General features: G+C 61.3%; 18 protein-coding genes. 11 read left to right on the top strand and 7 right to left on the bottom strand.

Translation table 11 applies throughout. The annotated features are described in order from the left end of the window. Positions 1–123 precede the first annotated feature (123 nt). The 4 genes from QRN61_RS21795 to QRN61_RS21780 form a co-directional block, all read right to left on the bottom strand. Positions 124–2,970, bottom strand: a complete 2,847-nt coding sequence (locus QRN61_RS21795) for a valine--tRNA ligase (protein WP_007965170.1) — start codon at positions 2,968–2,970, stop codon at positions 124–126. Between the two features lie 200 nt (positions 2,971–3,170). After that, on the bottom strand, positions 3,171–3,557 hold the full coding sequence (locus QRN61_RS21790; protein WP_097086346.1) for a DNA polymerase III subunit chi: 387 nt from the start codon (positions 3,555–3,557) through the stop codon (positions 3,171–3,173). A gap of 8 nt (positions 3,558–3,565) precedes the next feature. After that, positions 3,566–3,994 (bottom strand): DNA polymerase III subunit chi, encoded by a 429-nt coding sequence (locus tag QRN61_RS21785; RefSeq protein WP_150370321.1) that lies wholly within the window; start codon positions 3,992–3,994, stop codon positions 3,566–3,568. A gap of 60 nt (positions 3,995–4,054) precedes the next feature. Next, the gene (locus QRN61_RS21780; RefSeq protein ID WP_027610952.1) at positions 4,055–5,545 is read right to left on the bottom strand and encodes a leucyl aminopeptidase; all 1,491 of its coding nucleotides are present in this window, start codon (positions 5,543–5,545) and stop codon (positions 4,055–4,057) included. Between the two features lie 308 nt (positions 5,546–5,853). On the opposite strand from QRN61_RS21780, the gene lptF reads away from it, so the two are divergent. The 8 genes from lptF (at position 5,854) to pdxJ (ending at position 14,271) form a co-directional block, all read left to right on the top strand. Then, complete coding sequence (gene lptF, locus QRN61_RS21775; RefSeq protein WP_285375442.1) at positions 5,854–6,975, top strand: LPS export ABC transporter permease LptF; 1,122 nt, start codon at positions 5,854–5,856, stop codon at positions 6,973–6,975. After that, entirely contained in the window at positions 6,968–8,029 is a 1,062-nt protein-coding gene (gene lptG / locus QRN61_RS21770; protein ID WP_007965162.1) for an LPS export ABC transporter permease LptG, read from the top strand. Before lptF ends, lptG begins: the two co-directional genes overlap by 8 nt. Positions 8,030–8,201: 172 nt before the next feature. Beyond that, positions 8,202–9,998: a translation elongation factor 4 gene (gene lepA, locus QRN61_RS21765; protein WP_003221926.1), complete on the top strand. Its 1,797-nt coding sequence runs from the start codon at positions 8,202–8,204 to the stop codon at positions 9,996–9,998. A 9-nt stretch (positions 9,999–10,007) separates the two neighbouring features. Beyond that, on the top strand, positions 10,008–10,862 hold the full coding sequence (gene lepB / locus QRN61_RS21760) for a signal peptidase I (RefSeq protein ID WP_025112167.1): 855 nt from the start codon (positions 10,008–10,010) through the stop codon (positions 10,860–10,862). A 183-nt stretch (positions 10,863–11,045) separates the two neighbouring features. Beyond that, entirely contained in the window at positions 11,046–11,735 is a 690-nt protein-coding gene (gene rnc / locus QRN61_RS21755) for a ribonuclease III (protein WP_024011703.1), read from the top strand. Further along, positions 11,728–12,630 (top strand): GTPase Era, encoded by a 903-nt coding sequence (era, locus tag QRN61_RS21750; protein ID WP_003221935.1) that lies wholly within the window; start codon positions 11,728–11,730, stop codon positions 12,628–12,630. Before rnc ends, era begins: the two co-directional genes overlap by 8 nt. Positions 12,631–12,798: 168 nt before the next feature. After that, positions 12,799–13,488, top strand: coding sequence for a DNA repair protein RecO (recO, locus tag QRN61_RS21745; protein ID WP_007965159.1), 690 nt, complete (start codon positions 12,799–12,801; stop codon positions 13,486–13,488). A 39-nt stretch (positions 13,489–13,527) separates the two neighbouring features. Next, a complete protein-coding gene (gene pdxJ, locus QRN61_RS21740; RefSeq protein WP_285375429.1) occupies positions 13,528–14,271 on the top strand; it encodes a pyridoxine 5'-phosphate synthase in 744 nt (247 codons plus the stop codon). Between the two features lie 126 nt (positions 14,272–14,397). Here the strand turns inward: pdxJ and mltF are convergent, their stop codons facing one another. After that, the gene (mltF, locus tag QRN61_RS21730) at positions 14,398–15,858 is read right to left on the bottom strand and encodes a membrane-bound lytic murein transglycosylase MltF (RefSeq protein ID WP_198758458.1); all 1,461 of its coding nucleotides are present in this window, start codon (positions 15,856–15,858) and stop codon (positions 14,398–14,400) included. 285 nt (positions 15,859–16,143) lie between these two features. Between mltF and purL the strand changes: the two genes are divergently transcribed. The 3 genes from purL (at position 16,144) to QRN61_RS21715 (ending at position 21,795) form a co-directional block, all read left to right on the top strand. After that, positions 16,144–20,040, top strand: coding sequence for a phosphoribosylformylglycinamidine synthase (gene purL, locus QRN61_RS21725; RefSeq protein ID WP_285375425.1), 3,897 nt, complete (start codon positions 16,144–16,146; stop codon positions 20,038–20,040). 5 nt (positions 20,041–20,045) lie between these two features. After that, positions 20,046–20,357, top strand: a complete 312-nt coding sequence (locus tag QRN61_RS21720; protein WP_285375423.1) for a YqfO family protein — start codon at positions 20,046–20,048, stop codon at positions 20,355–20,357. Positions 20,358–21,453: 1,096 nt separating this feature from the next. Further along, a complete protein-coding gene (locus QRN61_RS21715; RefSeq protein ID WP_285375421.1) occupies positions 21,454–21,795 on the top strand; it encodes a DUF6124 family protein in 342 nt (113 codons plus the stop codon). 122 nt (positions 21,796–21,917) lie between these two features. Here QRN61_RS21715 and nagE read toward each other — a convergent pair whose 3' ends face one another. Continuing rightward, the gene (nagE, locus tag QRN61_RS21710; protein ID WP_285375418.1) at positions 21,918–23,633 is read right to left on the bottom strand and encodes an N-acetylglucosamine-specific PTS transporter subunit IIBC; all 1,716 of its coding nucleotides are present in this window, start codon (positions 23,631–23,633) and stop codon (positions 21,918–21,920) included. Positions 23,634–23,668: 35 nt separating this feature from the next. Then, positions 23,669–26,182, bottom strand: a complete 2,514-nt coding sequence (ptsP, locus tag QRN61_RS21705) for a phosphoenolpyruvate--protein phosphotransferase (RefSeq protein ID WP_285375415.1) — start codon at positions 26,180–26,182, stop codon at positions 23,669–23,671. Positions 26,183–26,216 lie beyond the last annotated feature (34 nt).

The raw sequence follows: 26,216 nt of genomic DNA, 5'->3' as shown, positions 1-26,216 counted from the left end.
AACACATAGGTTGAATGACACACCGCCTTCGCGAGCAGGCTCGCTCCCACAGGGGATTCGTGGCGATTCTTGAATAAAAAAGGGAGGCCTTTGCGGGCCTCCCTTTTTCATTGCGGCTTGCCCTTACAGGCTGGAAATCCGCGCGTGCTGCTCGGCCAGTTTGCCCAAGGCCTGTTCAGCCTCGGCCAGTTTGGCGCGTTCCTTCTCGATGACTTCGGCCGGGGCCTTGTCGACGAAACCGGCGTTGGACAACTTGCCACCAACCCGCTGGACTTCGCCCTGCAGACGCAGGATTTCCTTGTCCAGACGTGCCAGCTCGGCGCCCTTGTCGATCAGGCCGGCCATCGGCACCAGCACTTCCATTTCGCCCACCAGTGCGGTGGCGGACAGCGGCGCTTCTTCGCCAGCCGCCAGAACGGTGATCGATTCCAGACGCGCCAGTTTCTTCAGCAGCGCTTCGTTCTCGGTCAGGCGACGCTGATCTTCAGCGCTGACGTTCTTCAGGTAGATCGGTAGCGGTTTGCCCGGGCCGATGTTCATTTCGCCACGGATGTTACGCGTGCCGAGCATCAGGCCCTTGAGCCACTCGATGTCGTCTTCAGCGGCCGGATCGATGCGCTCTTCATTGGCCACTGGCCAAGGCTGCAGCATGATCGTCTTGCCCTGAATACCGGCCAGCGGCGCGATGCGCTGCCAGATTTCTTCAGTGATGAACGGCATGAACGGATGCGCCAGACGCAGCGCCACTTCCAGTACGCGCACCAGCGTGCGACGGGTGCCGCGCTGACGCTCGACCGGCGCGTTTTCGTCCCACAGCACTGGCTTGGACAGTTCCAGGTACCAGTCGCAGTACTGGTTCCAGATGAACTCGTACAGCGCTTGCGCGGCGAGGTCGAAACGGAACTGATCCAGTTGACGGGTCACTTCGGCTTCGGTGCGCTGCAGTTGCGAGATGATCCAGCGATCCGCCAGCGACAGCTCGTAGGCTTCGCCGTTCTGGCCGCAGTCTTCGCCCTTGTCCAGAACATAACGCGCGGCGTTCCAGATCTTGTTGCAGAAGTTGCGATAGCCTTCGACGCGGCCCATGTCGAACTTGATGTCGCGACCGGTGGACGCCAGCGAGCAGAAGGTGAAGCGCAGGGCGTCGGTGCCGTAGCTGGCGATGCCGTCGGCGAACTCGTCGCGGGTCTGCTTCTCGATCTTCTTCGCCAGTTTCGGCTGCATCATGCCGGAGGTGCGTTTCTGCACCAGGGCTTCCAGCTCGATACCGTCGATGATGTCCAGCGGATCCAGGACGTTGCCCTTGGACTTGGACATCTTCTGGCCCTGGCCATCACGCACCAGCCCGTGCACATAAACGGTTTTGAATGGTACTTGCGGGGTGCCGTCCTCGTTCTTGATCAGGTGCATCGTCAGCATGATCATCCGGGCAACCCAGAAGAAAATGATGTCGAAGCCGGTGACCAGCACGTCGGTGGAGTGGAATTTTTTCAGGAACTCGGTCTTTTCCGGCCAGCCGAGGGTGGAGAACGTCCACAGACCCGAGCTGAACCAGGTGTCGAGCACGTCGTTGTCCTGTTGCAGCGCAACGTCCGGGCCGAGGTTGTGCTTGGCACGCACTTCGGCTTCGTCGCGACCGACGTAGACCTTGCCCGACTCGTCGTACCAGGCCGGAATCCGATGGCCCCACCACAGCTGACGGCTGATGCACCAGTCCTGGATGTCGCGCATCCACGAGAAGTACATGTTTTCGTACTGTTTTGGCACGAACTGGATACGGCCGTCTTCAACGGCAGCAATCGCCGGTTCAGCCAGCGGCTTGGTGGAAACGTACCACTGGTCGGTCAGCCACGGCTCGATGACGGTACCGGAACGGTCGCCTTTCGGCACTTTCAGGTTGTGATCGTCGACGCTGACCAGCAGGCCGGCGGCGTCGAACGCAGCGACGATCTGCTTGCGCGCTTCGAAACGCTCGAGACCGGCGTACTCGGCCGGGATCTTGCCATCGATGCTGTCGTTCAACGTGCCGTCGAGGTTGAACACCTGGGCTGCGGGCAGCACGTTGGCGTTCTTGTCGAAGATGTTCAGCAGCGGCAGGTTGTGGCGCTTACCGACTTCGTAGTCGTTGAAGTCGTGGGCCGGGGTGATTTTCACGCAACCGGTGCCGAATTCAGGATCGCAGTAATCGTCGGCGATGATCGGGATGCGGCGGCCAACCAGTGGCAGCTCGACAAATTTGCCGATCAGGGCTTTGTAGCGTTCGTCGTTCGGGTTAACCGCGACGGCGGAGTCGCCGAGCATGGTTTCCGGACGGGTGGTCGCGACGATCAGGAAATCGTTGCCTTCAGCGGTTTTCGCGCCGTCAGCCAGCGGATACTTGAGGTTCCACAGGAAACCTTTCTCGTCGTGGTTTTCCACTTCGAGGTCGGAAATCGCCGTGTGCAACTTGGTGTCCCAGTTGACCAGACGCTTGCCGCGGTAGATCAGGCCGTCTTCGTGCAGGCGTACGAAGGCTTCTTTAACCGCTTCCGAGAGACCGTCGTCCATGGTGAAGCGCTCGCGGCTCCAGTCCACGGACGAACCGAGGCGACGGATCTGGCGGCTGATGTTGCCGCCGGACTGATCCTTCCACTCCCAGACTTTCTCGAGGAATTTCTCGCGGCCCAGGTCATGGCGGTTCTGGCCGGTGGCTTCCAGTTGACGCTCCACCAGCATCTGCGTGGCGATACCGGCGTGGTCGGTGCCCGGCTGCCACAGGGTGTTGCGACCCTGCATGCGGCGGAAACGGATCAGGGCGTCCATGATCGCGTTGTTGAAACCGTGACCCATGTGCAGGCTGCCGGTGACGTTCGGCGGCGGGATCATGATGGTGTAGGAATCGCCCGCGCCTTGCGGTGCGAAATAGTTCTCGGACTCCCAGGTGTTGTACCAGGAAGTTTCAATGGCGTGCGGCTGGTAGGTCTTATCCATGCGCGGCGGGACCCTATTGGCATTTATTCAGGAAAAGCCGGGAAGTATAGCGGGGCATGGGGCCGAGGGCGAGCGGGGGAGGTAGTGCGCGGTTCAAATGTGGGAGCGGGCTTGCTCGCGAATTCGGTGTGTCAGCCAGCGATGATGGTGCCTGACATACCGCATTCGCGAGCAAGCCCGCTCCCACAGGGGATTTGTGGTTATTCGTATTGGCTCAAAAGCCGTTCCATCCGCGCCTCGAGGCGGCGTTTGATTTCGGTTTCGATGTGCGGCGCGAAGTCGTCGATCACGTCCTGCATGATCAATTGCGCAGCGGCGCGCAGTTCGCTGTCCAGGTGCAGCAGGGCGTCCGGGCCTTTATCCACAGGTGCGGCAGCAGGTGCCGGGGCCGGAGCAGGTGGCGGTTCGATGGTCGGCGGCGTGGCGTCGACGGCCTCGAACAGCATCGGAATCTGTTCCTGTTCACCGTCCTCGACCGTGTCGGTCAGCAAGGGCGGTTGCAGGTTGTCATCGCCGAGCAACTGGCGGATCGATTCGAGATCGTCCAACAGGTGTGCAGGCTTTTGCAGCGGTTTTGGAGTGTCCATCGGCGTACTCAGAGTCGCTGTAAACGGTGATCTTGCAGAGGATAGCCCTGTTCGCGGTAGAAACGGAAACTCTCCCGTGCCGCCGCGCGAATCGTCGGATCTTCCACCACCACTTCCGCCACGCGGGCGAATTTACTGGTGAAAGCCGGGACTTTCAGGTCGAGGTTGACCAGCAAGTCCTGATGCTCGCCGCAGTCAGCGCCCGTTCCCAGCACGATCAAACCGTCCGGTTCGCTCTCGGCAGGGCCGTGCGGCACGAACGTTTCGCCCTTGAACGCCCACAGGCGCGCATCGAGATCATCGCGCTGAGCAGCATCGCTGCAATGCAGGTAGATGCGATGGCCCATGCGCCAGGCTTTCTCGGTGAGCTTGCAGGCAAAGTCCAGGCGAGCCGAAGGATCGGCGCTGGGCAGGATATAGAAGTCGACTTTGGTCATTGCGGTTCCTGAGCCTTGAGCGGCGTCACCGTAGAGTGACGCCGCCCAGGTTCATCGGTTTCAGGCTTTGGCGCGGTCCAGCAGGTATTGGGTCAGCAGCGGAACCGGACGGCCGGTGGCGCCCTTGTCCTTGCCGCCGCTGGTCCACGCGGTGCCCGCGATGTCCAGGTGCGCCCAGTTGAGGTTCTTGGTGAAGCGCGACAGGAAGCACGCGGCGGTGATGGTGCCGGCCTTCGGCCCGCCAATGTTGGCGATGTCGGCGAACGGGCTGTCCAGTTGCTCCTGGTATTCGTCGAACAGCGGCAGTTGCCAGGCGCGGTCGTCAGCAGCTTTGCCGGCGCTGAGCAGTTGTTCGATCAGTTCGTCGTTATTGCCCAGCAGGCCCGAAGTGTGGGCGCCCAGTGCAACCACACAGGCACCGGTCAGTGTGGCGATGTCGATCACTGCCTGCGGCTTGAAGCGCTCGGAGTAGGTCAGGGCGTCGCACAGCACCAGACGGCCTTCGGCGTCGGTGTTGAGGATTTCCACGGTCTGGCCGCTCATGGTGGTGACGATGTCGCCCGGACGCGAAGCATTGCCGCTCGGCATGTTTTCGGCGCAGGCGAGGATGCACACCAGGTTGATCGGCAGTTTCAGTTCGAGCACGGCACGCAGGGTACCGAACACGGAGGCCGCGCCACCCATGTCGTACTTCATTTCGTCCATGCCGGCGCCCGGCTTGAGGCTGATGCCGCCGGTGTCGAAGGTGATGCCTTTGCCGACCAGCGCGTAAGGCTTCTCGGATTTCTTGCCACCGTTGTATTGCATGACGATCAGGCGCGGCGGCTGGGCGCTGCCCTGGCCGACGGCGTAGAACGAGCCCATGCCCAGGGATTTGATCTTCTTCTCGTCGAGGACTTCGACTTTCAGATCCTTGAACTCTTTGCCGAGGTTCTTCGCTTGCTCGCCGAGGAAGGTCGGGTGGCAGATGTTCGGCGGCAGGTTGCCCAGATTACGGGTGAAGGCCATGCCGTTGGCGATCGCGGTGGCATGGTTCACGGCGCGCTGCACTTCAGCCTGAGCAGCCTTGATGGTCAGCAGGGTGATTTTCTTCAGGGCGCGCGGTTCGGCTTTCTGGCTCTTGAACTGGTCGAAGGTGTATTCGCCGTCCACCAGGGTTTCCGCCAGCAGACGGGTCTTGCCGTAGCTGTCGCGGTTCTTGACGATGATTTCATCCAGGGCCAGCACGGCATCGCTGCCACCCAGACCTTTCAGGGTGTTGAGGATGCCAGCCACGATTTTACGGAACGGACGGTCGCCCAGTTCTTCATCCTTGCCCACGCCGACCAGCAGCACGCGCTCGGCTTTCAGGTTCGGCAGGCTGTGCAGCAGCAGGCTCTGACCGACCTTGCCGGCCAGATCACCACGCTTGAGCACGGCGCTGATCGCGCCACCGCTCAGCTCGTCGACCTGTCTGGCGGCGACGCCGAGTTTGCGGCCTTCGCCGACGGCAACCACCAGGGTGGCGGTTTTCAACGTTTCTGGGCTAACGCTTTTTACAACCAGTTCCATGTCCGGATCCCTGAATGAATGGTCAACACACAGGCGTTCGACGGTGTCCGCAGTCGCCTGCTTATAGATAGAAGAGGCGCAGGTCTGTGCCTGCGACGAAGGCGGCAGTTTGAACCTCGCTCACCGCGCCTGACAACCCTCGGTTGTGCGATCTTCAACGGAATCTACGCTTGGGTGAGTGTGCGCAGTGACAGGCGCCCTCAATCACAGGATAATGCCGCATCTTTTTTCGACGGCTCTGCCTTGCGGGTCGCTCGAAACATTTGCTTGTTTGGCCGCCTTAGCCTGACAACCCTGGAGTGTCTGGTTTGATCGTCTTCCGTTATCTATCCCGTGAAGTGATGTTGACCCTGAGCGCCGTCAGCGCCGTGCTGCTGGTCATCATCATGAGCGGTCGCTTCATCAAATACCTTGCCCAGGCCGCTGCGGGCCAACTCGATCCGGGATCGCTGTTCCTGATCATGGGTTACCGTCTGCCGGGTTTCATGCAACTGATCCTGCCGTTGGGTCTGTTTCTCGGGATCCTGCTGGCTTACGGCCGGTTGTACCTCGAAAGCGAAATGACCGTGCTCTCGGCCACCGGCATGAGTCAGCAGCGTCTGCTGCGCATGACCCTGTTCCCGGCAACGCTGGTGGCACTGGTGGTGGCGTGGCTGAGCCTGAGTCTGGCCCCGCAGGGCGCCAACCAGTTCCAGCTGCTGCTGAACAAGCAGGACGCCCTGACCGAATTCGATACCCTCGAACCTGGCCGTTTCCAGGCGTTGCGTGACGGCACTCGGGTGACCTACACCGAAAGCCTGACCGACGATCGCGTCAACCTCGGTGGCGTGTTCATCTCGCAGAAAAACCTCGGCTCCGATCAGAAGGACCGCGGGATTTCCGTGCTGGTGGCCGAAAAAGGCCGCCAGGAAGTTCACTCGGACGGCAACCGCTATCTGATCCTGCACAACGGCTATCGCTATGACGGCAGCCCGGGTCAGGCCGATTACCGCGCGATCAAATACGACACCTACGGCGTATTGCTGCCAAAACCGGATGCCAGTGACGAAGTCACCGACCGTGACGCGATCCCGACTTCGACCCTGCTGGGCGCCGACGACGAGCGTTCCAAGGCCGAACTGCAATGGCGGATTTCCCTGCCGTTGCTGGTGTTCATCGTGACCCTGATGGCGGTGCCGCTGTCGCGGGTCAATCCGCGTCAGGGCCGTTTCCTGAAGCTGCTGCCGGCGATTCTTCTTTATATGGCTTACCTGACCATCCTGATTGCCGCCCGCGGCGCCCTCGAAAAAGGCAAGATCCCGCCGGCCCTTGGCCTGTGGTGGGTGCACGGGATCTTCCTGGTCATCGGTCTCGGCCTGCTGTACTGGGAGCCGATGCGTCTGAAGCTGGCCAGCCGTCGCAGCGCTGTGCTGGAGGTGGCCCGTGGTTAAACTCGACCGCTACATCGGCAGCAGCGTATTCGTGGCGATCATCGCCGTGCTGGCGATCATTCTGGGTCTGGCGACCCTGTTTGCCTTCATCGACGAGATGAGCGACGTCAGCGATACCTACACGCTGACCGATGTGCTGAGCTTCGTCCTACTCACCGCGCCGCGTCGCCTGTACGAAATGCTGCCGATGGCCGCGCTGATCGGCTGTCTGATCGGCCTCGGCAGTCTGGCCAGCAGCAGCGAACTGACGGTCATGCGTGCCGCGGGTGTGTCCATCGGGCGCATCGTCTGGGCCGTTATGAAGCCAATGCTGGTGCTGATGCTGGCTGGCGTGCTGATCGGCGAATACGTGGCCCCGGCCACCGAAAGCATGGCCCAGGCCAATCGCTCGCTGGCGCAAGGCAGCGGCGACGCGCAGAGCGCCAAGCACGGCATGTGGCACCGTCAGGGTGAGGAATTCATCCATATCAACGCCGTGCAACCCGACGGTCTGTTGTATGGCGTGACCCGCTATCACTTCGACAAAGAGCGCCACCTGCTCAGCTCCAGCTTCGCCAAGCGTGCGGAGTTCGACGGCAAGCGCTGGCTGCTCAGCGACGTGACCACCACGGTGTTCCACGAGCGCAGCACCGAAGTGGTGAATGCGCCGAGCGAGGAGTGGGACGTGTCGCTGAGCCCGCAACTGCTCAATACGGTGGTGATGGCGCCTGAGTCGCTGTCGATTTCCGGTCTGTGGGGCTACATCCACTACCTGGCGGATCAAGGCCTGAGCAATGGCCGCTATTGGCTGGCATTTTGGGTCAAGGTGTTGCAGCCGCTGGTCACCGCCGCGCTGGTGCTGATGGCGATCTCCTTCATCTTCGGTCCGTTGCGCTCGGTCACCCTCGGTCAGCGAGTGTTCACCGGTGTGCTGGTGGGCTTCACCTTCCGCATCGTCCAGGATCTGCTTGGCCCTTCGAGCCTGGTGTTCGGTTTCTCGCCGCTGTTCGCGGTGCTGGTGCCGGCCACGGTCTGTGCGCTGGCGGGTGTGTGGTTGCTGCGACGGGCCGGCTGATGGCCGCGTTGTTGCCAACGCTGTAACCGCGAAAACGCCTCGGTCGACAGATCGGGGCGTTTTCGTATGCAATCCGGGTGACAGGCGAACGTGACGCTTGCGCCGTGTATCAGGTACAATTCCCGGCTATTTTTCGGCGGGCCAAGCCTGCAGCCTTTTTGAGTGTTGATCCGTGAGTGATTTGAGTCATATCCGCAATTTCTCCATCATCGCCCACATTGACCATGGCAAGTCGACGCTGGCTGACCGTTTCATCCAGATGTGCGGTGGCCTGGCCGAGCGTGAAATGGAAGCCCAGGTACTGGATTCCATGGATCTGGAGCGCGAACGCGGGATCACCATCAAGGCCCACAGCGTTACCCTCTATTACAAAGCCAAAGATGGCGTCACCTACCAGCTGAACTTCATTGACACCCCGGGTCACGTCGACTTCACCTACGAAGTCAGCCGTTCCCTGGCCGCGTGTGAAGGTGCGTTGCTGGTGGTCGATGCCGGTCAGGGTGTTGAAGCCCAGTCCGTGGCCAACTGCTACACCGCCATCGAGCAAGGCCTCGAGGTCATGCCGGTGCTGAACAAGATCGACCTGCCCCAGGCCGAGCCGGACCGCGTCAAGGACGAGATCGAGAAGATCATCGGCATCGACGCCACCGACGCCGTCACCTGCAGCGCCAAGACCGGCCTGGGTGTCGACGAAGTGCTCGAGCGTCTGGTCGCGACCATTCCTGCGCCGACCGGCAACATCGAAGATCCGCTGCAAGCGCTGATCATCGACTCCTGGTTCGACAACTACCTGGGCGTTGTCTCCCTGGTGCGCGTGCGTCATGGCCGCGTGAAGAAGGGCGACAAGATCCTGGTGAAATCCACCGGCAAGATCCACCTGGTCGACAGCGTTGGTGTATTCAATCCGAAGCACACTGCTACCGCTGACCTCAAGGCTGGCGAAGTGGGCTTCATCATCGCCAGCATCAAGGACATTCACGGTGCACCGGTCGGTGACACCCTGACCCTGAGCTCGACTCCGGATGTGCCGGTTCTGCCCGGTTTCAAACGCATCCAGCCACAGGTTTACGCCGGTCTGTTCCCGGTCAGCTCCGACGACTTCGAGGATTTCCGCGAAGCGCTGCAGAAACTGACCCTGAACGACTCGTCGCTGCAGTACACCCCGGAAAGCTCCGACGCACTGGGCTTCGGCTTCCGTTGCGGGTTCCTCGGCATGCTGCACATGGAGATCATCCAGGAGCGCCTCGAGCGCGAATACGACCTGGACCTGATCACCACCGCGCCAACGGTAATTTTCGAGCTGGTGCTGAAAACCGGTGAAACGATTTACGTCGACAACCCATCCAAGCTCCCGGATGTGTCGGCCATCGAAGACATGCGCGAGCCAATCGTGCGTGCCAACATCCTGGTTCCGCAGGAGCACCTGGGCAACGTCATCACCCTGTGCATCGAGAAGCGCGGCGTACAGGTCGACATGCTGTTCCTCGGCAATCAGGTCCAGGTGACCTACGACCTGCCGATGAACGAAGTGGTCCTGGACTTCTTCGACCGTCTCAAATCCACCAGCCGTGGCTATGCTTCGCTGGATTACCATTTCGATCGTTACCAATCGGCTAATCTGGTGAAACTGGACGTGCTGATCAACGGTGACAAGGTCGACGCCCTGGCGTTGATCGTGCACCGTGACAATTCGCACTTCAAAGGTCGCCAGTTGACCGAGAAGATGAAAGAACTGATTCCTCGTCAGATGTTCGACGTGGCGATCCAGGCGGCCATTGGCGGTCAGATCGTTGCCCGGACAACCGTCAAGGCACTCAGAAAGAACGTATTGGCCAAATGCTACGGCGGTGACGTAAGCCGTAAGAAAAAGCTGCTTGAAAAGCAAAAGGCCGGTAAGAAACGCATGAAGCAGGTCGGCAACGTGGAAATTCCACAAGAAGCCTTCCTTGCCGTGCTCAGGTTGGAATAGTCAGGTCCTATGTCACTAAATTTCCCGCTGTTGCTGGTCATCGCCGTGTTCGTCTGCGGCCTGTTGGCGTTGCTCGATCTGCTGTTCCTGGCGCCGCGTCGGCGTGCTGCCATTGCCTCTTATCAAGGCAGTGTCAGCCAGCCCGAGCCCGTGGTGGTCGAGAAGCTGAACAAAGAGCCGTTGCTGGTCGAATACGGCAAGTCGTTCTTTCCGGTGCTGTTCATCGTGCTGGTGCTGCGTTCGTTCCTGGTGGAACCGTTCCAGATCCCGTCCGGCTCGATGAAACCGACTCTGGACGTGGGCGACTTCATTCTGGTGAACAAGTTTTCTTACGGGATCCGCCTGCCGGTGATCGACAAGAAAATCATCGAAGTCGGTGATCCGCAGCGTGGTGATGTGATGGTGTTCCGCTACCCGAGCGACCCGAACGTCAACTACATCAAGCGTGTAGTCGGCCTGCCGGGCGATACGGTGCGTTACACCGCCGACAAGCGTCTGTTGGTCAATGGCGAGTCGATTGCCGAGCAACTGGTCGGCTCCGAGCCGGGCACGCTGGGCAGCGCGGAACTCTACAAGGAAAAACTCGGCGCTGCCGAGCACCTGATCCGCAAGGAAATGAGCCGCTACCGCGCTACGCCGGACCATACCTGGACCGTGCCGGCCGGGCACTACTTCATGATGGGCGACAACCGCGACAACTCCAACGACAGTCGCTACTGGGATGACCCGAACATTCCCAAGGATCTGCTGGGCATGGTTCCCGACCAGAATATCGTCGGCAAAGCCTTCGCTGTCTGGATGAGCTGGCCGGAACCGAAACTCAGCCACCTGCCGAATTTCTCGCGGGTTGGCCTGATCAAGTAATCAATCACGGCGCTGTTGACCACAGCGCCGAATGCATTTCTGGAGTCGACACAAATCGGCACCAGGGCATGAAGCCACGATATTCAGGACGTCATTTTTGAACACAGCGTTAATTGTCCCAGGCCTGCGCCGTACCCCGGCGATGGCAGTGGAATCCAGCCACGAACTCAGCGTGGGTAAACCGTGAGCGTTTCTCTAAGCCGTCTCGAGCGCCAGCTCGGTTACACCTTCAAGGATCAGGAGCTGATGCTGCTGGCCCTCACGCACCGCAGCTTTGCCGGGCGTAATAACGAACGCCTGGAATTCCTCGGCGATGCCATCCTCAACTTCGTCGCCGGCGAGGCGCTGTTCGATCGCTTCCCGCTGGCCCGCGAAGGCCAATTGTCGCGTTTGCGCGCACGTTTGGTGAAGGGTGAGACACTGGCCGTGCTGGCCCGTGGTTTCGACTTGGGCGACTACCTGCGTCTGGGCTCGGGCGAACTGAAAAGCGGTGGCTTCCGTCGCGAATCGATTCTGGCCGATGCCCTGGAAGCGTTGATCGGCGCGATCTACCTCGATGCCGGCATGGACGTCGCTCGCGAGCGCGTACTGGCCTGGCTGGCCGGTGAGTTCGAAGGCCTGACGCTGGTCGACACCAACAAGGATCCCAAGACCCGTCTGCAGGAACACCTGCAATCGCGCGGTTGCGAACTGCCACGCTACGAAGTGGTGGATATCCAGGGTGAGCCGCACTGCCGTACCTTCTTCGTCGAGTGCGAAGTGGTCTTATTGAATGAAAAAAGCCGAGGTCAGGGTGTGAGCCGTCGTATTGCCGAACAGGTAGCGGCCGCCGCAGCACTGATTGCCCTGGGCGTGGAGAATGGCAATGACTGATACAAACGCAACTCGCTGTGGCTACGTTGCCATCGTCGGCCGTCCCAACGTCGGCAAATCGACGTTGCTGAACCACATCCTCGGCCAGAAGCTCGCGATCACCTCGCGCAAGCCGCAGACCACCCGTCACAACATGCTCGGGATCAAGACCGAGGGTGACGTGCAGGCGATCTACGTCGACACCCCCGGCATGCACAAGGGGGGCGAAAAGGCCCTGAACCGCTACATGAACAAAACCGCTTCGGCAGCATTGAAAGACGTCGACGTGGTGATCTTCGTGGTTGATCGCACCAAGTGGACCGAAGAGGACCAGATGGTCCTGGAGCGCGTGCAGTACGTGACCGGGCCGCTGATCGTCGCACTGAACAAGACCGACCGCATCGAAGACAAGGCCGAGCTGATGCCGCACCTGTCGTGGTTGCAGGAACAGCTGCCGAACGCACAGATCATCCCGATTTCCGCGCAACACGGGCACAACCTCGACGCGCTGGAAAAGGTCATCGCCGATCACCTGCCGGAGAACGATCACTTCTTCCCGGAAGACCAGATCACCGACCGCAGCAGCCGTTTCCTTGCCGCCGAACTGGTGCGCGAGAAAATCATGCGCCAGATGGGCGCCGAGCTGCCGTACCAGATCACCGTCGAGATCGAAGAGTTCAAGCAGCAGGGCAAGACCCTGCACATCCACGCGCTGATCCTCGTCGAGCGTGACGGCCAGAAGAAAATCATCATTGGCGACAAAGGCGAGCGCATCAAGCGCATCGGCACCGAGGCGCGCAAGGACATGGAGCTGCTGTTCGACTCCAAGATCATGCTCAACCTGTGGGTCAAGGTGAAGGGCGGCTGGTCCGACGACGAGCGTGCACTGCGTTCGCTGGGTTACGGCGACCTGTAATCACCGTTCCTGAGAACACCGATACCCACTGTGGGAGCGAGCCTGCTCGCGAAGGGAAGTAACATTCAGCATTGATGTTGACTGTCACTTCGCTTTCGCGAGCAGGCTCGCTCCCACATTTGGTTTTTGGGTGGTGTGTAAAAACCGCGTTTCTTCATCGAGAACTCCATGTCGCAAACCCCACCTCCCGCCCAGCTCGCCTACGTCCTGCATTCGCGCGCCTACCGCGAAACCAGCGCGCTGGTCGACTTCCTCACGCCGCAAGGGCGGCTGCGGGCGGTGTTGCGCAGTGCGCGGGGCAAGGCCGGGACACTGGCGCGGCCGTTCGTGCCGCTGGAAGTCGAGTTTCGTGGCAAGGGTGAGCTGAAGAACGTCGGGCGCATGGAAAGTGCCGGCAACGCGACCTGGATGGTCGGTGAGGCGCTGTTCAGTGGCCTCTATCTCAATGAGCTGCTGATCCGCCTGCTGCCTGCCGAAGACCCGCACCCGGCGGTGTTCGACCATTACGCTGCAACACTGCTGGCCCTGGCCGAGGGTCGCCCGTTGGAGCCGCTACTGCGTTCTTTCGAATGGCGCCTGTTGGACGATCTCGGTTACGGCTTCTCCCTGAACACCGATATCCACAGCGAACCGGTCGCGCCGGACGGTCTCTATCGTCTGCAAGTGGATGCCGGACTTGAACGGGTGTTTCTGTTGCAGCCGGGCCTGTTCAACGGCACCGAACTGCTGGCCATGGCCGAAGCCGACTGGACCGCTCCCGGCGCACTGTCGGCGGCCAAGCGTCTGATGCGTCAGGCACTGGCCGTGCACTTGGGCGGTCGCCCCCTCGTCAGCCGCGAGCTATTTCGCAAGCCCTGATATGCTGTGCGCCGAATCTTTCCCTTCAGGAGCGCATCCGTGACCACCAGCAATCGCATTCTTCTTGGCGTGAACATCGACCACGTCGCCACCCTGCGTCAGGCCCGTGGCACACGCTACCCGGATCCGGTCAAGGCAGCGCTGGACGCGGAAGAGGCGGGCGCCGATGGCATCACCGTGCACTTGCGTGAAGACCGCCGGCACATTCAGGAGCGCGACGTGCTGCTGCTCAAGGATGTGCTGCAGACCCGCATGAATTTCGAAATGGGCGTCACCGAAGAAATGATGGCGTTCGCCGAACGCATCCGTCCGGCGCACATTTGCCTCGTCCCGGAAACCCGTCAGGAACTGACCACTGAAGGCGGTCTGGATGTAGCGGGGCAGGAAGAGCGCATCAGGGCAGCGGTCGAGCGCCTGTCGAAGATCGGCAGCGAGGTGTCGCTGTTCATCGATGCTGACGAGCGCCAGATCGCTGCGTCGAAGCGCGTCGGTGCGCCGGCCATCGAACTGCACACCGGGCGTTACGCTGATGCCGAAACCCCGACTGACGTTGCTGAAGAATTGAAGCGTGTGGCCGACGGCGTAGCGTTTGGTCTGGCGCAGGGCCTGATCGTCAACGCCGGGCATGGCCTGCATTATCACAACGTCGAAGCCGTGGCGGCGATAAAAGGCATCAACGAATTGAACATCGGCCATGCGCTTGTGGCGCACGCGTTGTTCGTTGGGTTCAAGTCTGCAGTGTCCGAGATGAAGGCGCTGATCTTGGCTGCCGCCAAGCACTAAGCCTCGACACAAAAACCTGTGGGAGCGAGCCTGCTCGCGAAAGCGGTAAATCAGTCAACCATGATGTCGACTGACACGACGCCTTCGCGAGCAGGCTCGCTCCCACATTTGTTTTTGGGGCGGTGGTTAGAGCGGGGCAGGCTCTTGAGCCGGTTTTGACTTGTCGATACCGGGCACATGCAGATTGCCCTCAGCCACCTGATCGCCTTCAAGCTGCGGCTGGGTCACCCAGGTCAGGATGTCGTAGTAGCGACGGATGTTCGCCACGAAATGCACTGGCTCGCCGCCCCGGGCGTAGCCGTAGCGGGTCTTGCTGTACCACTGCTTCTGCGACAGGCGCGGCAGCATCTTCTTCACATCCAGCCACTTGTCCGGGTTCAGGCCTTCGCGGGACGCCAGTTTGCGTGCGTCATCGAGGTGACCGCTGCCGACGTTGTACGCCGCCAGGGCAAACCAGGTGCGGTCCGGCTCCTGAATCGATTCGTCGAGCTGATCCTTCATGTAGGCCAGGTACTTGGCGCCGCCCATGATGCTTTGCTTGGGATCGAGACGGTTCGACACGCCCATCGCCTGAGCGGTGTTCTGGGTCAGCATCATCAAACCGCGCACGCCGGTTTTCGAAGTGACTGCCGGTTGCCACAGCGATTCCTGATAACCGATGGCCGCCAGCAGGCGCCAGTCGACTTTCTCTTTCTTGGCGTAGGTCTTGAAGTGCTGTTCGTATTTGGGCAGGCGCTGCTGCAAGTGCTGGGCGAAGGTAGTGGCGCCCATGTAGCCGAGGACATCGACATGGCCGTAATAGCGGTCTTTCAGGCGCTGCAGGGTGCCGTTCTTCTGCACCTTGTCGAGGTAGGCGTTGATCTCGTTGAGCAGGCTGTTGTCTTCGCCGGCGGCCACCGCCCAGCTCTGGCTGCGCGCATCGCCGAGGTCGAAGGCCACGCGGATGTTGGTGAAGTACACCTGGTTCATCGCCACTTCGTTGGAGTCGACCAGCGTCAGGTCGATCTGGCCTTCATCGACCATGCGCAACAGGTCGACCACTTCAACGGCGTCGGATTCTTCGTATTCGATGCCTGGAAATTTCTTTTTCAGCTCCGCCAGTTGTTCAGCGTGGGTGCTGCCCTTGAGCACCATGATTTTCTTGCCGACCAGATCGCCCGGGTCGGTAGGGCGAGACTGGCCGTTGCGGTAGATGATTTGCGGAGTGACTTCGAGGTAGGAGTGGGAAAACCGCACCTGCTTCTTGCGCTCCTCGCTGCTGACCAGACCTGCCGCCGCCAGCACCGGGCCGTTCGGCTTGCCGATCTGGTTGAACAGGTCATCGAGGTTGTCGGCGGTCTCGATCTTCAGTTCGACCCCCAAATCGTCGGCGAAGCGCTTCACCAGCTCGTATTCGAAGCCGGTTTCACCGCTGCGATCCTGAAAGTAGGTGGCGGGGCTGTTACGGGTAATCACCCGCAGCACACCATCCTCCTTTACGCGCTCGAGTGTGTTGGGTTTATCAACACAGCCACCGAGCATCAGGAAGAGTCCGGTTGCGATCAGCCATTTGGCGTATCGCGGACGCAAAGCCGTTGGGAAAAACATCTGCGCAGTATACGCAAACGGCTGCGGGCGCCATATCTCGACAGTGAGCGGGTTGTCTGCTAGAGATCACAAAACCGCACGAAACCCCGCAGGAATGGGGCTGAAAGGCATTTTGTGACAGAAAAAATAAGCGCGGCTCGTGCACCCTCGGAATTTGACTTCAAAGGCAGAAACACAGATTGATATCCGAGTGCAACCGTGCGTAGCGTTTCGGGTGATGTTGAGGGCGGTTTAGGCTAGAATGCACGGCCTCAAAGCACACCCCTTCCCGAGGCTGTCCCGAAGATGTTGATCCTGCGCGGCGCTCCTGCCCTTTCTGCCTTTCGCCACAGCAAACTCCTTGAGCAACTGAGCCAGAAGGTTCCAGCTGTCAGTGGCCTGTATGCTGAATTCGCTCACTTCGCCGAAGTCACCGGCGTCCTGACCGGCGACGAACAGCAGGTGCTTGCGCGCCTTCTGAAGTACGGCCCAAGCGTTCCGGTACAAGAGCCGACCGGCCGTCTGTTTCTGGTGTTGCCGCGTTTCGGCACCATCTCGCCATGGTCGAGCAAGGCCAGCGACATCGCTCGCAACTGCGGCCTGAGCAAGATCCAGCGCCTGGAGCGCGGCATCGCGTTCTACGTGGCCGGCCAGTTCAGCGACGCCGAAGCCCAGCAAATCGCCGACGTGCTGCATGACCGCATGACCCAGATCGTTCTGGGCAATCTGGAACAGGCCGCCGGTCTGTTCAGCCACGCCGAGCCGAAGCCGCTGACCGCGATCGACATCCTCGGTGGCGGCCGCGCCGCGCTGGAAAAGGCCAACACCGAGCTGGGCCTGGCCCTGGCCGAAGACGAGATCGATTACCTGGTCAACGCCTTCAACGGTCTCAAGCGCAACCCGCACGACATCGAACTGATGATGTTTGCCCAGGCCAATTCCGAGCACTGCCGCCACAAGATCTTCAACGCCAGTTGGGATATTGACGGCGAAAGCCAGGAAAAAAGCCTGTTCGGCATGATCAAGAACACCTATCAGATGCACAACGAAGGCGTGCTGTCCGCTTATAAGGACAACGCTTCGGTGATCGTCGGTAACGTCGCCGGCCGCTTCTTCCCGGATCCGGAAACCCGCCAGTACGGCGCGGTGCAGGAGCCGGTGCACATCCTGATGAAGGTCGAAACCCACAACCACCCGACCGCGATCGCCCCGTTCCCGGGCGCGTCCACCGGTTCCGGTGGCGAGATCCGCGACGAAGGTGCAACCGGTCGTGGCGCCAAGCCAAAGGCCGGCCTGACCGGTTTCACCGTATCCAACCTGCAGATCCCGGGCTTCGAACAGCCGTGGGAAGTGCCGTACGGCAAGCCTGAGCGCATCGTTACCGCGCTGGACATCATGATCGAAGGCCCGCTGGGCGGCGCCGCATTCAACAACGAATTCGGTCGTCCGGCCCTGACTGGCTACTTCCGTACCTTCGAACAGTCGATCACTACTCCGCACGGTGACGAAGTTCGTGGTTACCACAAGCCGATCATGCTCGCGGGCGGCATGGGCAACATCCGCGAAGAACACGTCAAGAAAGGCGAGATTCTGGTCGGCTCCAAGCTGATCGTGCTCGGCGGCCCGGCAATGCTGATCGGTCTGGGCGGCGGCGCTGCGTCCTCGATGGCTACCGGCACCAGCTCGGCGGATCTGGATTTTGCTTCCGTACAGCGTGAAAACCCTGAGATGGAGCGTCGCTGCCAGGAAGTCATCGACCGTTGCTGGCAGTTGGGCGACAAGAACCCGATCAGCTTCATCCACGACGTGGGTGCGGGCGGTCTGTCCAACGCCTTCCCTGAACTGGTCAACGACGGCGACCGTGGTGGCCGTTTCGAACTGCGCAACATTCCAAATGACGAGCCGGGCATGGCCCCGCACGAAATCTGGTCCAACGAATCTCAGGAACGTTACGTTCTGGCGGTCGGCCCGGCCGACTTCGAGCGCTTCAAGGCGATCTGCGAACGTGAGCGCTGCCCGTTCGCCGTGGTCGGCGAAGCCACTGCCGAGCCGCAACTGACCGTGACGGACAGCCACTTCGGCAACAACCCGGTGGACATGCCACTGGAAGTGTTGCTGGGCAAGGCCCCGCGCATGCACCGTTCGGTGGTTCGCGAAGCCGAGCTGGGTGACGATTTCGATCCGTCGAACCTCGACATCAGTGAATCCATCGAGCGCGTCCTGCATCACCCGGCCGTGGCGAGCAAAAGCTTCCTGATCACCATCGGCGACCGCACCATCACCGGCCTCGTGGCCCGTGACCAGATGGTTGGCCCATGGCAGGTACCGGTGGCCGACGTCGCCGTCACCGCCACCAGTTTCGACGTCTACACCGGTGAAGCGATGGCCATGGGCGAGCGCACTCCGCTGGCGCTGCTGGACGCTCCGGCGTCGGGCCGCATGGCCATCGGCGAAACCCTGACCAACATTGCCGCTTCGCGCATCAACAAGATCTCCGACATCAAACTGTCGGCGAATTGGATGTCCGCTGCCGGCCACCCGGGCGAAGACGCGCGTCTGTACGACACCGTGAAAGCGGTCGGCATGGAACTGTGCCCTGAGCTGGGCATCACCATTCCGGTGGGCAAGGACTCCATGTCCATGGCCACCCGCTGGAACGACAACGGCGAAGAAAAAACCGTGACCTCGCCGATGTCGCTGATCGTGACCGGTTTCGCCCCAGTGGCTGACATCCGTCAGACCCTGACCCCGGAACTGCGCATGGACAAGGGCACCACCGACCTGATCCTGATCGACCTCGGTCGCGGTCAGAACCGCATGGGTGCCTCGATCCTCGCACAGGTTCACGGCAAGCTCGGCAAACACGCGCCGGACGTTGATGACGCCGAAGACCTGAAGGCCTTCTTCGCGGTGATCCAGGGCCTCAACGCCGACGGTCACCTGCTGGCTTACCACGACCGTTCCGACGGTGGTCTGCTGACCTCCGTGGTGGAAATGGCGTTCGCCGGCCACTGCGGTCTGAGCCTGAACCTGGACAGCGTTGCCGAAAACTCGGCCGAAATCGCTGCAATCCTGTTCAACGAAGAACTGGGTGCGGTGATCCAGGTTCGTCAGGACGCCACGCCAGACATCCTCGCGCAGTTCAGCGCGGCCGGTCTGGGTGACTGCGTGTCGGTGATCGGTCAGCCGATCAACAATGGCCAGATCAACATCACCTTCAACGGTGACACGGTGTTCGAAGGCCAGCGTCGTCTGCTGCAACGTCAGTGGGCCGAGACCAGCTACCAGATCCAGCGTCTGCGCGACAACGCCGACTGCGCCGAGCAAGAGTTCGACGCGCTGCTGGAAGAAGACAACCCGGGCCTGAGCGTCAAGCTGAGCTTCGACGTCAACCAAGACATCGCAGCGCCTTACATCAAGAAAGGCATCCGCCCACAGGTTGCCGTGCTGCGTGAGCAGGGCGTCAACGGTCAGGTGGAAATGGCCGCCGCGTTCGACCGCGCTGGTTTCAACGCGATCGACGTGCACATGAGCGATATTCTTGCTGGCCGCGTCGACCTGAACGAGTTCAAAGGTCTGGTGGCCTGCGGTGGCTTCTCCTACGGCGACGTACTCGGCGCCGGTGAAGGCTGGGCCAAGTCGGCGTTGTTCAACAGCCGTGCCCGCGATGCGTTCCAGGGCTTCTTCGAGCGTAACGACAGCTTCACCCTCGGTGTGTGCAACGGTTGCCAGATGATGTCCAACCTGCACGAGCTGATCCCGGGCAGCGAGTTCTGGCCGCATTTCGTGCGCAACCGCTCCGAGCAGTTCGAAGCGCGCGTGGCGATGGTGCAGATCCAGGAATCGAACTCGATCTTCCTGCAGGGCATGGCCGGTTCGCGTATGCCGATCGCCATCGCGCACGGTGAAGGCCATGCCGAGTTCTCCAGCGAAGAAGCCTTGCTGGAAGCAGATCTGTCCGGTTGCGTGGCGATGCGTTTCGTCGACAACCACGGCAAGGTCACCGAAGCCTACCCGGCCAACCCGAACGGCTCGCCGCGCGGGATTACCGGTCTCACCAGCCGCGACGGTCGTGTGACGATCATGATGCCGCACCCGGAGCGGGTGTTCCGCGCGGTGCAGAACTCGTGGCGTTCGGAAGACTGGACCGAGGATGCTCCCTGGATGCGCATGTTCCGTAATGCGCGTGTCTGGGTGAACTAAGCGTCGTGTACAAGCTCGGGTTTTTTGTTCCCGACAGTCATGTCGAGGTGGTCAAGGACGCTGTATTCGCTGCCGGTGGTGGGCGGATCGGGGACTATGACCACTGTGCCTGGCAGGTGCTTGGGTCTGGTCAGTTTCGGCCTTTGCACGGCAGTCAGCCGTTCATTGGTGAGGCGGGGCAGGTTGAGCGGGTCGAGGAATGGAAGGTTGAGCTTGTGGTTTGTGACGCGTTGATTCGTGATGTGGTGGCGGCTTTGAAGTTGAGTCACCCTTACGAGACGCCGGCTTATGAGGTGTGGCGGCTGGAGGATTTCTGATCTTTTTGCCGCTGGAACGGGAAACCCGCAGATGAGTGATTGTCTGCGGGCTTTTTGTTGGATGCGATTTTCCGGGCAATGGGGTTCAATGTGGGAGCGAGCCTGCTCGCGAAGGCGTCGGATCAGGCGATGATGTTCTGACTGATCGGGTACATATCCGTTGCTGCGGTAACGGCTTCTTAGGGTTCCGCCCTTACGGCGGGTCACTTTTGACAAACGCCTCAAAAGTAACCAAAAACGCTTGCTCCTACGTTCGGCCCGCTCGCTGAGGCTCGGGGTCCCTTCGCTCCGGTATTGATCCGGGCGCAGCGCCTCCGGTTTGCTTCGCTGCACCTCCTCTCGCTGTGTTTGGCTGCGCCAAACGGTCGCTGCGCTCCCACGCCCGGATCAATCCCTCCACTCAGCCTTCCGACGTCGCCCGTGGATCAAGATCAAGAGCGACAGCCGAGCTTGCGCTCATCCTGTTGAGTGGTGAGGAGCGAAGCGGGGCAGCGCCGTTTTTGCTTTTGCTTTTCTGTGGGAGCGAGCTTGCTCGCGAAGGCAATCTGACAGACAACCTAACTCTTGCAGATGCCCACAACCCCTGTGGGAGCCTGGCTTGCCAGCGATGGCGGCCTGACAGCCGAGCAGTCTCTATCTGGTGCAGTACTCACCTGTAGGAGCTGCCGAAGGCTGCGATCTTTTGACTTTGGTTTTTTACAGTCAAAGGGCAGATCAAAAGATCGTCCGAACGCGGCCCGAGCCTTCGGCAGCTCCTACACGGGATGTTTTGTGTTTAAGAGTGTGTGGAATTACCAGAACCTTCCCACAAGGTTTTCAGGTTGTCCCTCGGACGTCCGGTCTCTAGGCTTCGTCTGTCGCTGCCAATTCAGCGACCGGGAGGTGAGATACCCGATTTGGATCCCCACACAAGTGCCCCCATAATTGCGGCCAGCTTTCACTGTCAGCAATTCCTTATGGCGGCTATGTACGGGCGGACTTCGGTCCGGCCGGATTTGGGGTCCTTACCGGTAATCTCACTCCGTACATGGCTGCCACCTCTTCTCCGAGTGAGATCGGGAGCAAGTGGCCGCAACACTTAAAAAGGACTTGTTCGATGGACAAACTGATACCCGACCCACCCGCCGACGCCATCCGCGTCGAAGACCTGACGAAAGACCGTGAAGCCATCAAGCGCGCTGTCGATTTCTACTTCACCCCGCAACCCGCTCAGGCGCATCAGCCCAGCACAATGTTCCTGGTCAACCCCAGCATCGACACCGAAACCCTGCTGGCCCACGCCTACGAATCGTTGGCCTGCGCCAGTGCCATGGCCAGCAACTTCGCCAGCGAACTCAGCGGCCTGCAACGCAGCACCGCACTGGCGATCCAGCAAATCGTCATGCTCGCCGAACTGGCGGTAAACCGGGCGCTGGACCGGGTCGATCCACAGACCTGATCTCTCAGGATCACCGCGTTATCGTTCTTCGCGAGCAAGCCCGCTCCCACATTTGACCGGCGTACACAGGTCAATGTGGGAGCGGGCTTGCTCGCGAAGGGGGCCGCCCAGACGCCGGCGAGTCAAACCTTGGCGCTGACCTCACTCCGTTTAACCAACGCCTCAATCGCCCCACTCAAACTCGCCGCTTTCTCGCCAATCAACAAATGCCAGACCCCACCCTCCAGCGGGCTGACACCCTGGCAACCCAGCTCTTTCAACTGAGCCTCGGACAACGCTTTACCATCGACCAGTTGCAGGCGAATGCGGGTCAGGGCGATGCAGTCCAGCTGCAGCACATTCTCGCTACCGCCCAACGCCGTCAGCCATTGTTGGGCTTCCGGTGCAGCGACCATTGCAGCTTTCGATTCCTCGACCACCACCGCAGGCGCAGCCACCAACGCACGCCCCAGCGTCGGCATGGCGAGGCGGATTTCGTCGGCGATGCTGTCGGCCAATGGCCCGACCACCACCTGCAAGCTGCCGCCCTTGCCCGGGCGTACCACGGCCATCGCACCCAGAGCCTTCAAGTCAGCGTCGGAAGCCTTGTTGCGATCGACCATTTCCAGGCGCAGACGAGTCGTGCAGGCGCCCACGGTAAGCAGATTCTCGGCACCGCCCAAGGCCTTGATGTACGCAGCAGCACGTTCGTTTTCCGTAAGCACCGACTTCTCGGTGGCGGCCACGTCCTCACGCCCCGGCGTCTTCAGATTGAAGCGGCGGATACAGAAATCAAACACCGCGTAATACACCACGGCGTACGCCAGCCCGACCGGAATCACCAGCCAGCCATTGGTCGAACGCCCCCAACCCAGCACCATGTCGATGAAGCCGCCGGAGAAGGTGAAACCCAAATGGATGTTCAGCGCATTGGTGATCGCCATAGACAACCCGGTCAGCAGCGCATGCAGCAGATACAGCAGCGGGGCGAGGAACATGAAGGCGAATTCGATGGGCTCGGTCACGCCGGTAAGGAACGAAGTCAGGGCCATCGACAGGAAGATCCCGCCCATGACCTTGCGCCGCTCCGGCAACGCGTTGCGGTACATTGCCAGGCACGCGGCGGGCAGGCCGAAGATCATCATCGGGAACATGCCGGTCATGAACTGGCCGCCCTTTGGATCGCCGGCGAAGTAGCGTGACAGGTCGCCGGTGACCAGTGCGCCGGTGGTCGGGTCGGTGAAGTTGCCGAACACGAACCACGCCATGTTGTTGAGGATGTGGTGCAGGCCGGTGACGATGAGCAAGCGGTTGAACACGCCAAACACGAACGCACCGATGCTGCCGCTTTCCATCATCAAGGCGCCGAAGCTGTTGATGCCATGCTGGATCGGCGGCCAGATGTAGCCGAACACCACGCCCAGCGCGACGGCGGCGAAACCGGTGACGATCGGCACGAAGCGCCGGCCGCCGAAGAATGCCAGGTACTCCGGCAGCTTGATGTCTTTGAAGCGGTTGTACAGCGCGCCGGCCATCAGGCCGCTGACGATCCCGGCGAGCATGCCCATGTTGATGCTCGGGTCGAGCACCTTGAGCGTGGAGATCATCACCAGGTAACCGATCACTCCGGCCAGGCCTGCGGTGCCGTTGTTGTCCTTGGCAAACCCGACAGCGATGCCGATGGCGAAGATCATCGCCAGGTTGGCGAAGATCACCTGGCCGGCATCGTGAATGATCGCGATGTTCAGCAGGTCGGTGTCACCCAGACGCAGCAGCAGGCCGGCAATCGGCAGGATCGCGATCGGCAGCATCAGCGCGCGGCCGAGGCGTTGCAGGCCTTCGATGAAGAGTTGGTACATGGTGGTTCTCCCTGCTCTTTATAGAGAGCTTGTTGTTAGTGCAGAGGCCAATGCTGGTGGCAGGCGTGACGAACCGCAGCGGCGCTGTTGAGTTTCAACAGGTCGCGGCTGAGGCGTTGGCATTCGGCTTCGTGCAACTGGCGCACGCGATCCTTGATTTCACCGATTTGCACCGGGCTCACCGACAGCTCGGTCACGCCGAGGCCGATCAGCACCGGTGTCGCCAGCGGATCGGAGGCGAGGGCACCGCACACGCCGACCCAGCGTTTGTGCACCGCCGCGCCTGCGCAGGTCATGGCGATCAGCCGCAGCAGTGCCGGATGCAGGGCGTCGACGCGGGCGGCCAAACCTGCGTGGTCGCGGTCCATGGCCAAGGTGTATTGCGACAGGTCGTTGGTGCCGATCGACAGGAAGTCGGCGTGCTCGGCCAGTTGTTCGGCCTGCAATGCAGCGGCCGGGACTTCGATCATCACGCCGATTTCCGGGCGCTGAGTCACACCCAGTTCGATGCACAGCGCATCGACCCGTTGGCGGATGTGCAGCAGTTCGTCGACTTCGGTGACCATCGGCAACAGGATCCGGCAACGGCGCAGCGGGCTGACTTGCAGCAGTGCGCGCAGTTGCTGATCGAGGATTTCCGGACGGGCCTGAGCCAGACGAATGCCGCGCAGGCCGAGTACCGGATTGGCTTCGGCGGGCAGCGGCAGGTAGTCGAGTTGCTTGTCGCCGCCGACGTCGATGGTGCGGATGATCACCGAGTGCTCACCCATGGCATCGAGCACGGCTTGATAGGCGGCGCGCTGCTCTTCGACGTCCGGCGCGGTTTGCCGGTCGACGAACAGGAACTCGGTGCGCAGCAGGCCGACGCCATCGGCACCGTTGGCAAAGGCGTCTGCCGCTTCATGGCAGGAGGCGACATTGGCGACCACTTCGATCGCCACGCCATTGCGGGTTTCGGCGGACAGATGGGCTTTGGTTTGTTGCGCATCGCGGCGTTGCTGACGGTCGATTTGCGCCTGCTGCACTTCGGCCAGGCGTTCGGTGTTCGGCGTGAGTTCGAGTCGGCCGCCGTCAGCATCCAGCACCACCGACTGACCTTGCGGTAGATCGAGCAGCGTTGCGCCCAACGCCACCAGGCACGGCAGGCCTTTGCCACGCGCCAGAATCGCCACGTGCGAGGTCGCGCCGCCCTCGGCCATGCACAACCCGGCGACACCTTGGGCGCTGAGTTGCAGCAGATCCGACGGCGTCAGTTCATGCGCAGCGACGATGGCCCCGGCCGGCACTTCGTAATGCCAGGCTTCGCCAAGCAGGGCGCGCAGCACCCGTTGCTTGAGGTCGCGCAGGTCGTTGGCGCGTTCGGCCAGCAGCGCGCTGCCGGTGTGTTGCAGTACTTCGCACTGCACGTCGATCGACTGGCTCCAGGCATGAGTCGCCGCCGTGCCTTGGTCGATGGAATGCTGCGCGGTGTCGAGCAGGGCCGGGTCTTCGAGCAGTGCCAGATGCGCGGCGAAGATCGCTTCTTCGTCGGTGCTCTTGTGCTTTTTCGCTTGGGTGAGGGTCGCGTTGATTTCGCCGCGAACCTGATTCAGCGCCGACTCAAGCACCTGCTGTTGCACCAGCGGATCATGACTGCCCGCATCTGCCGGCAGGCTGATCGCGTTCAAGCGAAACAGCGGCCCGCCGACCAGTCCTGGTGCGGCGCACACACCCTGCAATACGCCAGCCTCGGCGGGGCGTTTGCGCGGTGCGGCGTTGACCGGTGCAGCAGCGTGATGATCATCGGGCAGGGCGGTCGCCAAGGCATTGAGCAAGGCTTGCAGCGCGGCTTCGGCGTCCGGCCCCTGACAGCTGACCTGCACCTCATCCTGCTCGCCGATGGCCAGTCCCATCAGCCCGATCAGGCTGTTGCACGGCGCCGACTTACCAGCGAAGTGCAGCTGCGACTGGCTCTTGAAGCCTTGTGCGGTCTGCCGAATCAGTGCGGCAGGGCGCGCATGCAGACCGCCGCGATGAGCCACCAACACTTGCCCACGCACCTCAGGCCCGCCAGTTTCTTCAACATTCGCAGCCGCACCGTTGCGGGCAATAATGTGCAGCAACGGCTCGCCGACCTTCACCGCTTTGAGTGTGATCGGGCGCACCTGGAAATCCTGGCTGTTGGTCAGGATCAACAGGCTGACCAGGCTTTTGCACTGCTGGCCGACCTTGTCCAGGTCATAGCGCAACAACGGCTGGCCGTTGCTGACCCGCGTGCCTTCCTTGACCAGCATCGAGAAGCCTTCGCCGTTCAGTTCAACGGTATCGAGGCCCAGGTGCAGAAGGATTTCCGCGCCGTTGTCGGCGCGCACGGTCAGCGCGTGGCCGGTGCGGGCGACGTGGATGATCTCCCCGGCGCAGGGCGAATACAGGGTGTCATTCAGCGGGTCGATGGCGATGCCGTCACCCATCGCGCCGCTGGCGAACACCGCGTCCGGGACTTTGGCGAGCGTGAGCACCGGGCCGCTGAGCGGGGCGCTGAGGGTCAGCTCTTTATTGTTGTTGTGCATGGCTCGGTCTCATCAGGTGTGCAGTCATTCGGGC

The organism is Pseudomonas sp. lyk4-TYG-107 (genome assembly GCF_030209055.1).
In the GTDB taxonomy this organism is placed as follows: Bacteria; Pseudomonadota; Gammaproteobacteria; order Pseudomonadales; family Pseudomonadaceae; genus Aquipseudomonas; species Aquipseudomonas putida_A.
This window is presented reverse-complemented; position numbering and strand designations above follow the sequence as displayed.

Excerpts from the sequence above, each read along its gene's own strand:
- QRN61_RS21785 (WP_150370321.1), bottom strand. The coding sequence starts at position 3,994 with ATGACCAAAGTCGACTTCTATATCCTGCCCAGCGCCGATCCTTCGGCT.
- recO (WP_007965159.1), top strand. The coding sequence starts at position 12,799 with ATGTCGCAAACCCCACCTCCCGCCCAGCTCGCCTACGTCCTGCATTCG.
- nagE (WP_285375418.1), bottom strand. The coding sequence starts at position 23,633 with ATGTACCAACTCTTCATCGAAGGCCTGCAACGCCTCGGCCGCGCGCTG.
- mltF (WP_198758458.1), bottom strand. The coding sequence starts at position 15,858 with ATGTTTTTCCCAACGGCTTTGCGTCCGCGATACGCCAAATGGCTGATC.
- QRN61_RS21790 (WP_097086346.1), bottom strand. The coding sequence starts at position 3,557 with ATGGACACTCCAAAACCGCTGCAAAAGCCTGCACACCTGTTGGACGAT.
- QRN61_RS21780 (WP_027610952.1), bottom strand. The coding sequence starts at position 5,545 with ATGGAACTGGTTGTAAAAAGCGTTAGCCCAGAAACGTTGAAAACCGCC.
- QRN61_RS21715 (WP_285375421.1), top strand. The coding sequence starts at position 21,454 with ATGGACAAACTGATACCCGACCCACCCGCCGACGCCATCCGCGTCGAA.
- purL (WP_285375425.1), top strand. The coding sequence starts at position 16,144 with ATGTTGATCCTGCGCGGCGCTCCTGCCCTTTCTGCCTTTCGCCACAGC.
- QRN61_RS21795 (WP_007965170.1), bottom strand. The coding sequence starts at position 2,970 with ATGGATAAGACCTACCAGCCGCACGCCATTGAAACTTCCTGGTACAAC.
- ptsP (WP_285375415.1), bottom strand. The coding sequence starts at position 26,182 with ATGCACAACAACAATAAAGAGCTGACCCTCAGCGCCCCGCTCAGCGGC.
- lepB (WP_025112167.1), top strand. The coding sequence starts at position 10,008 with ATGTCACTAAATTTCCCGCTGTTGCTGGTCATCGCCGTGTTCGTCTGC.
- era (WP_003221935.1), top strand. The coding sequence starts at position 11,728 with ATGACTGATACAAACGCAACTCGCTGTGGCTACGTTGCCATCGTCGGC.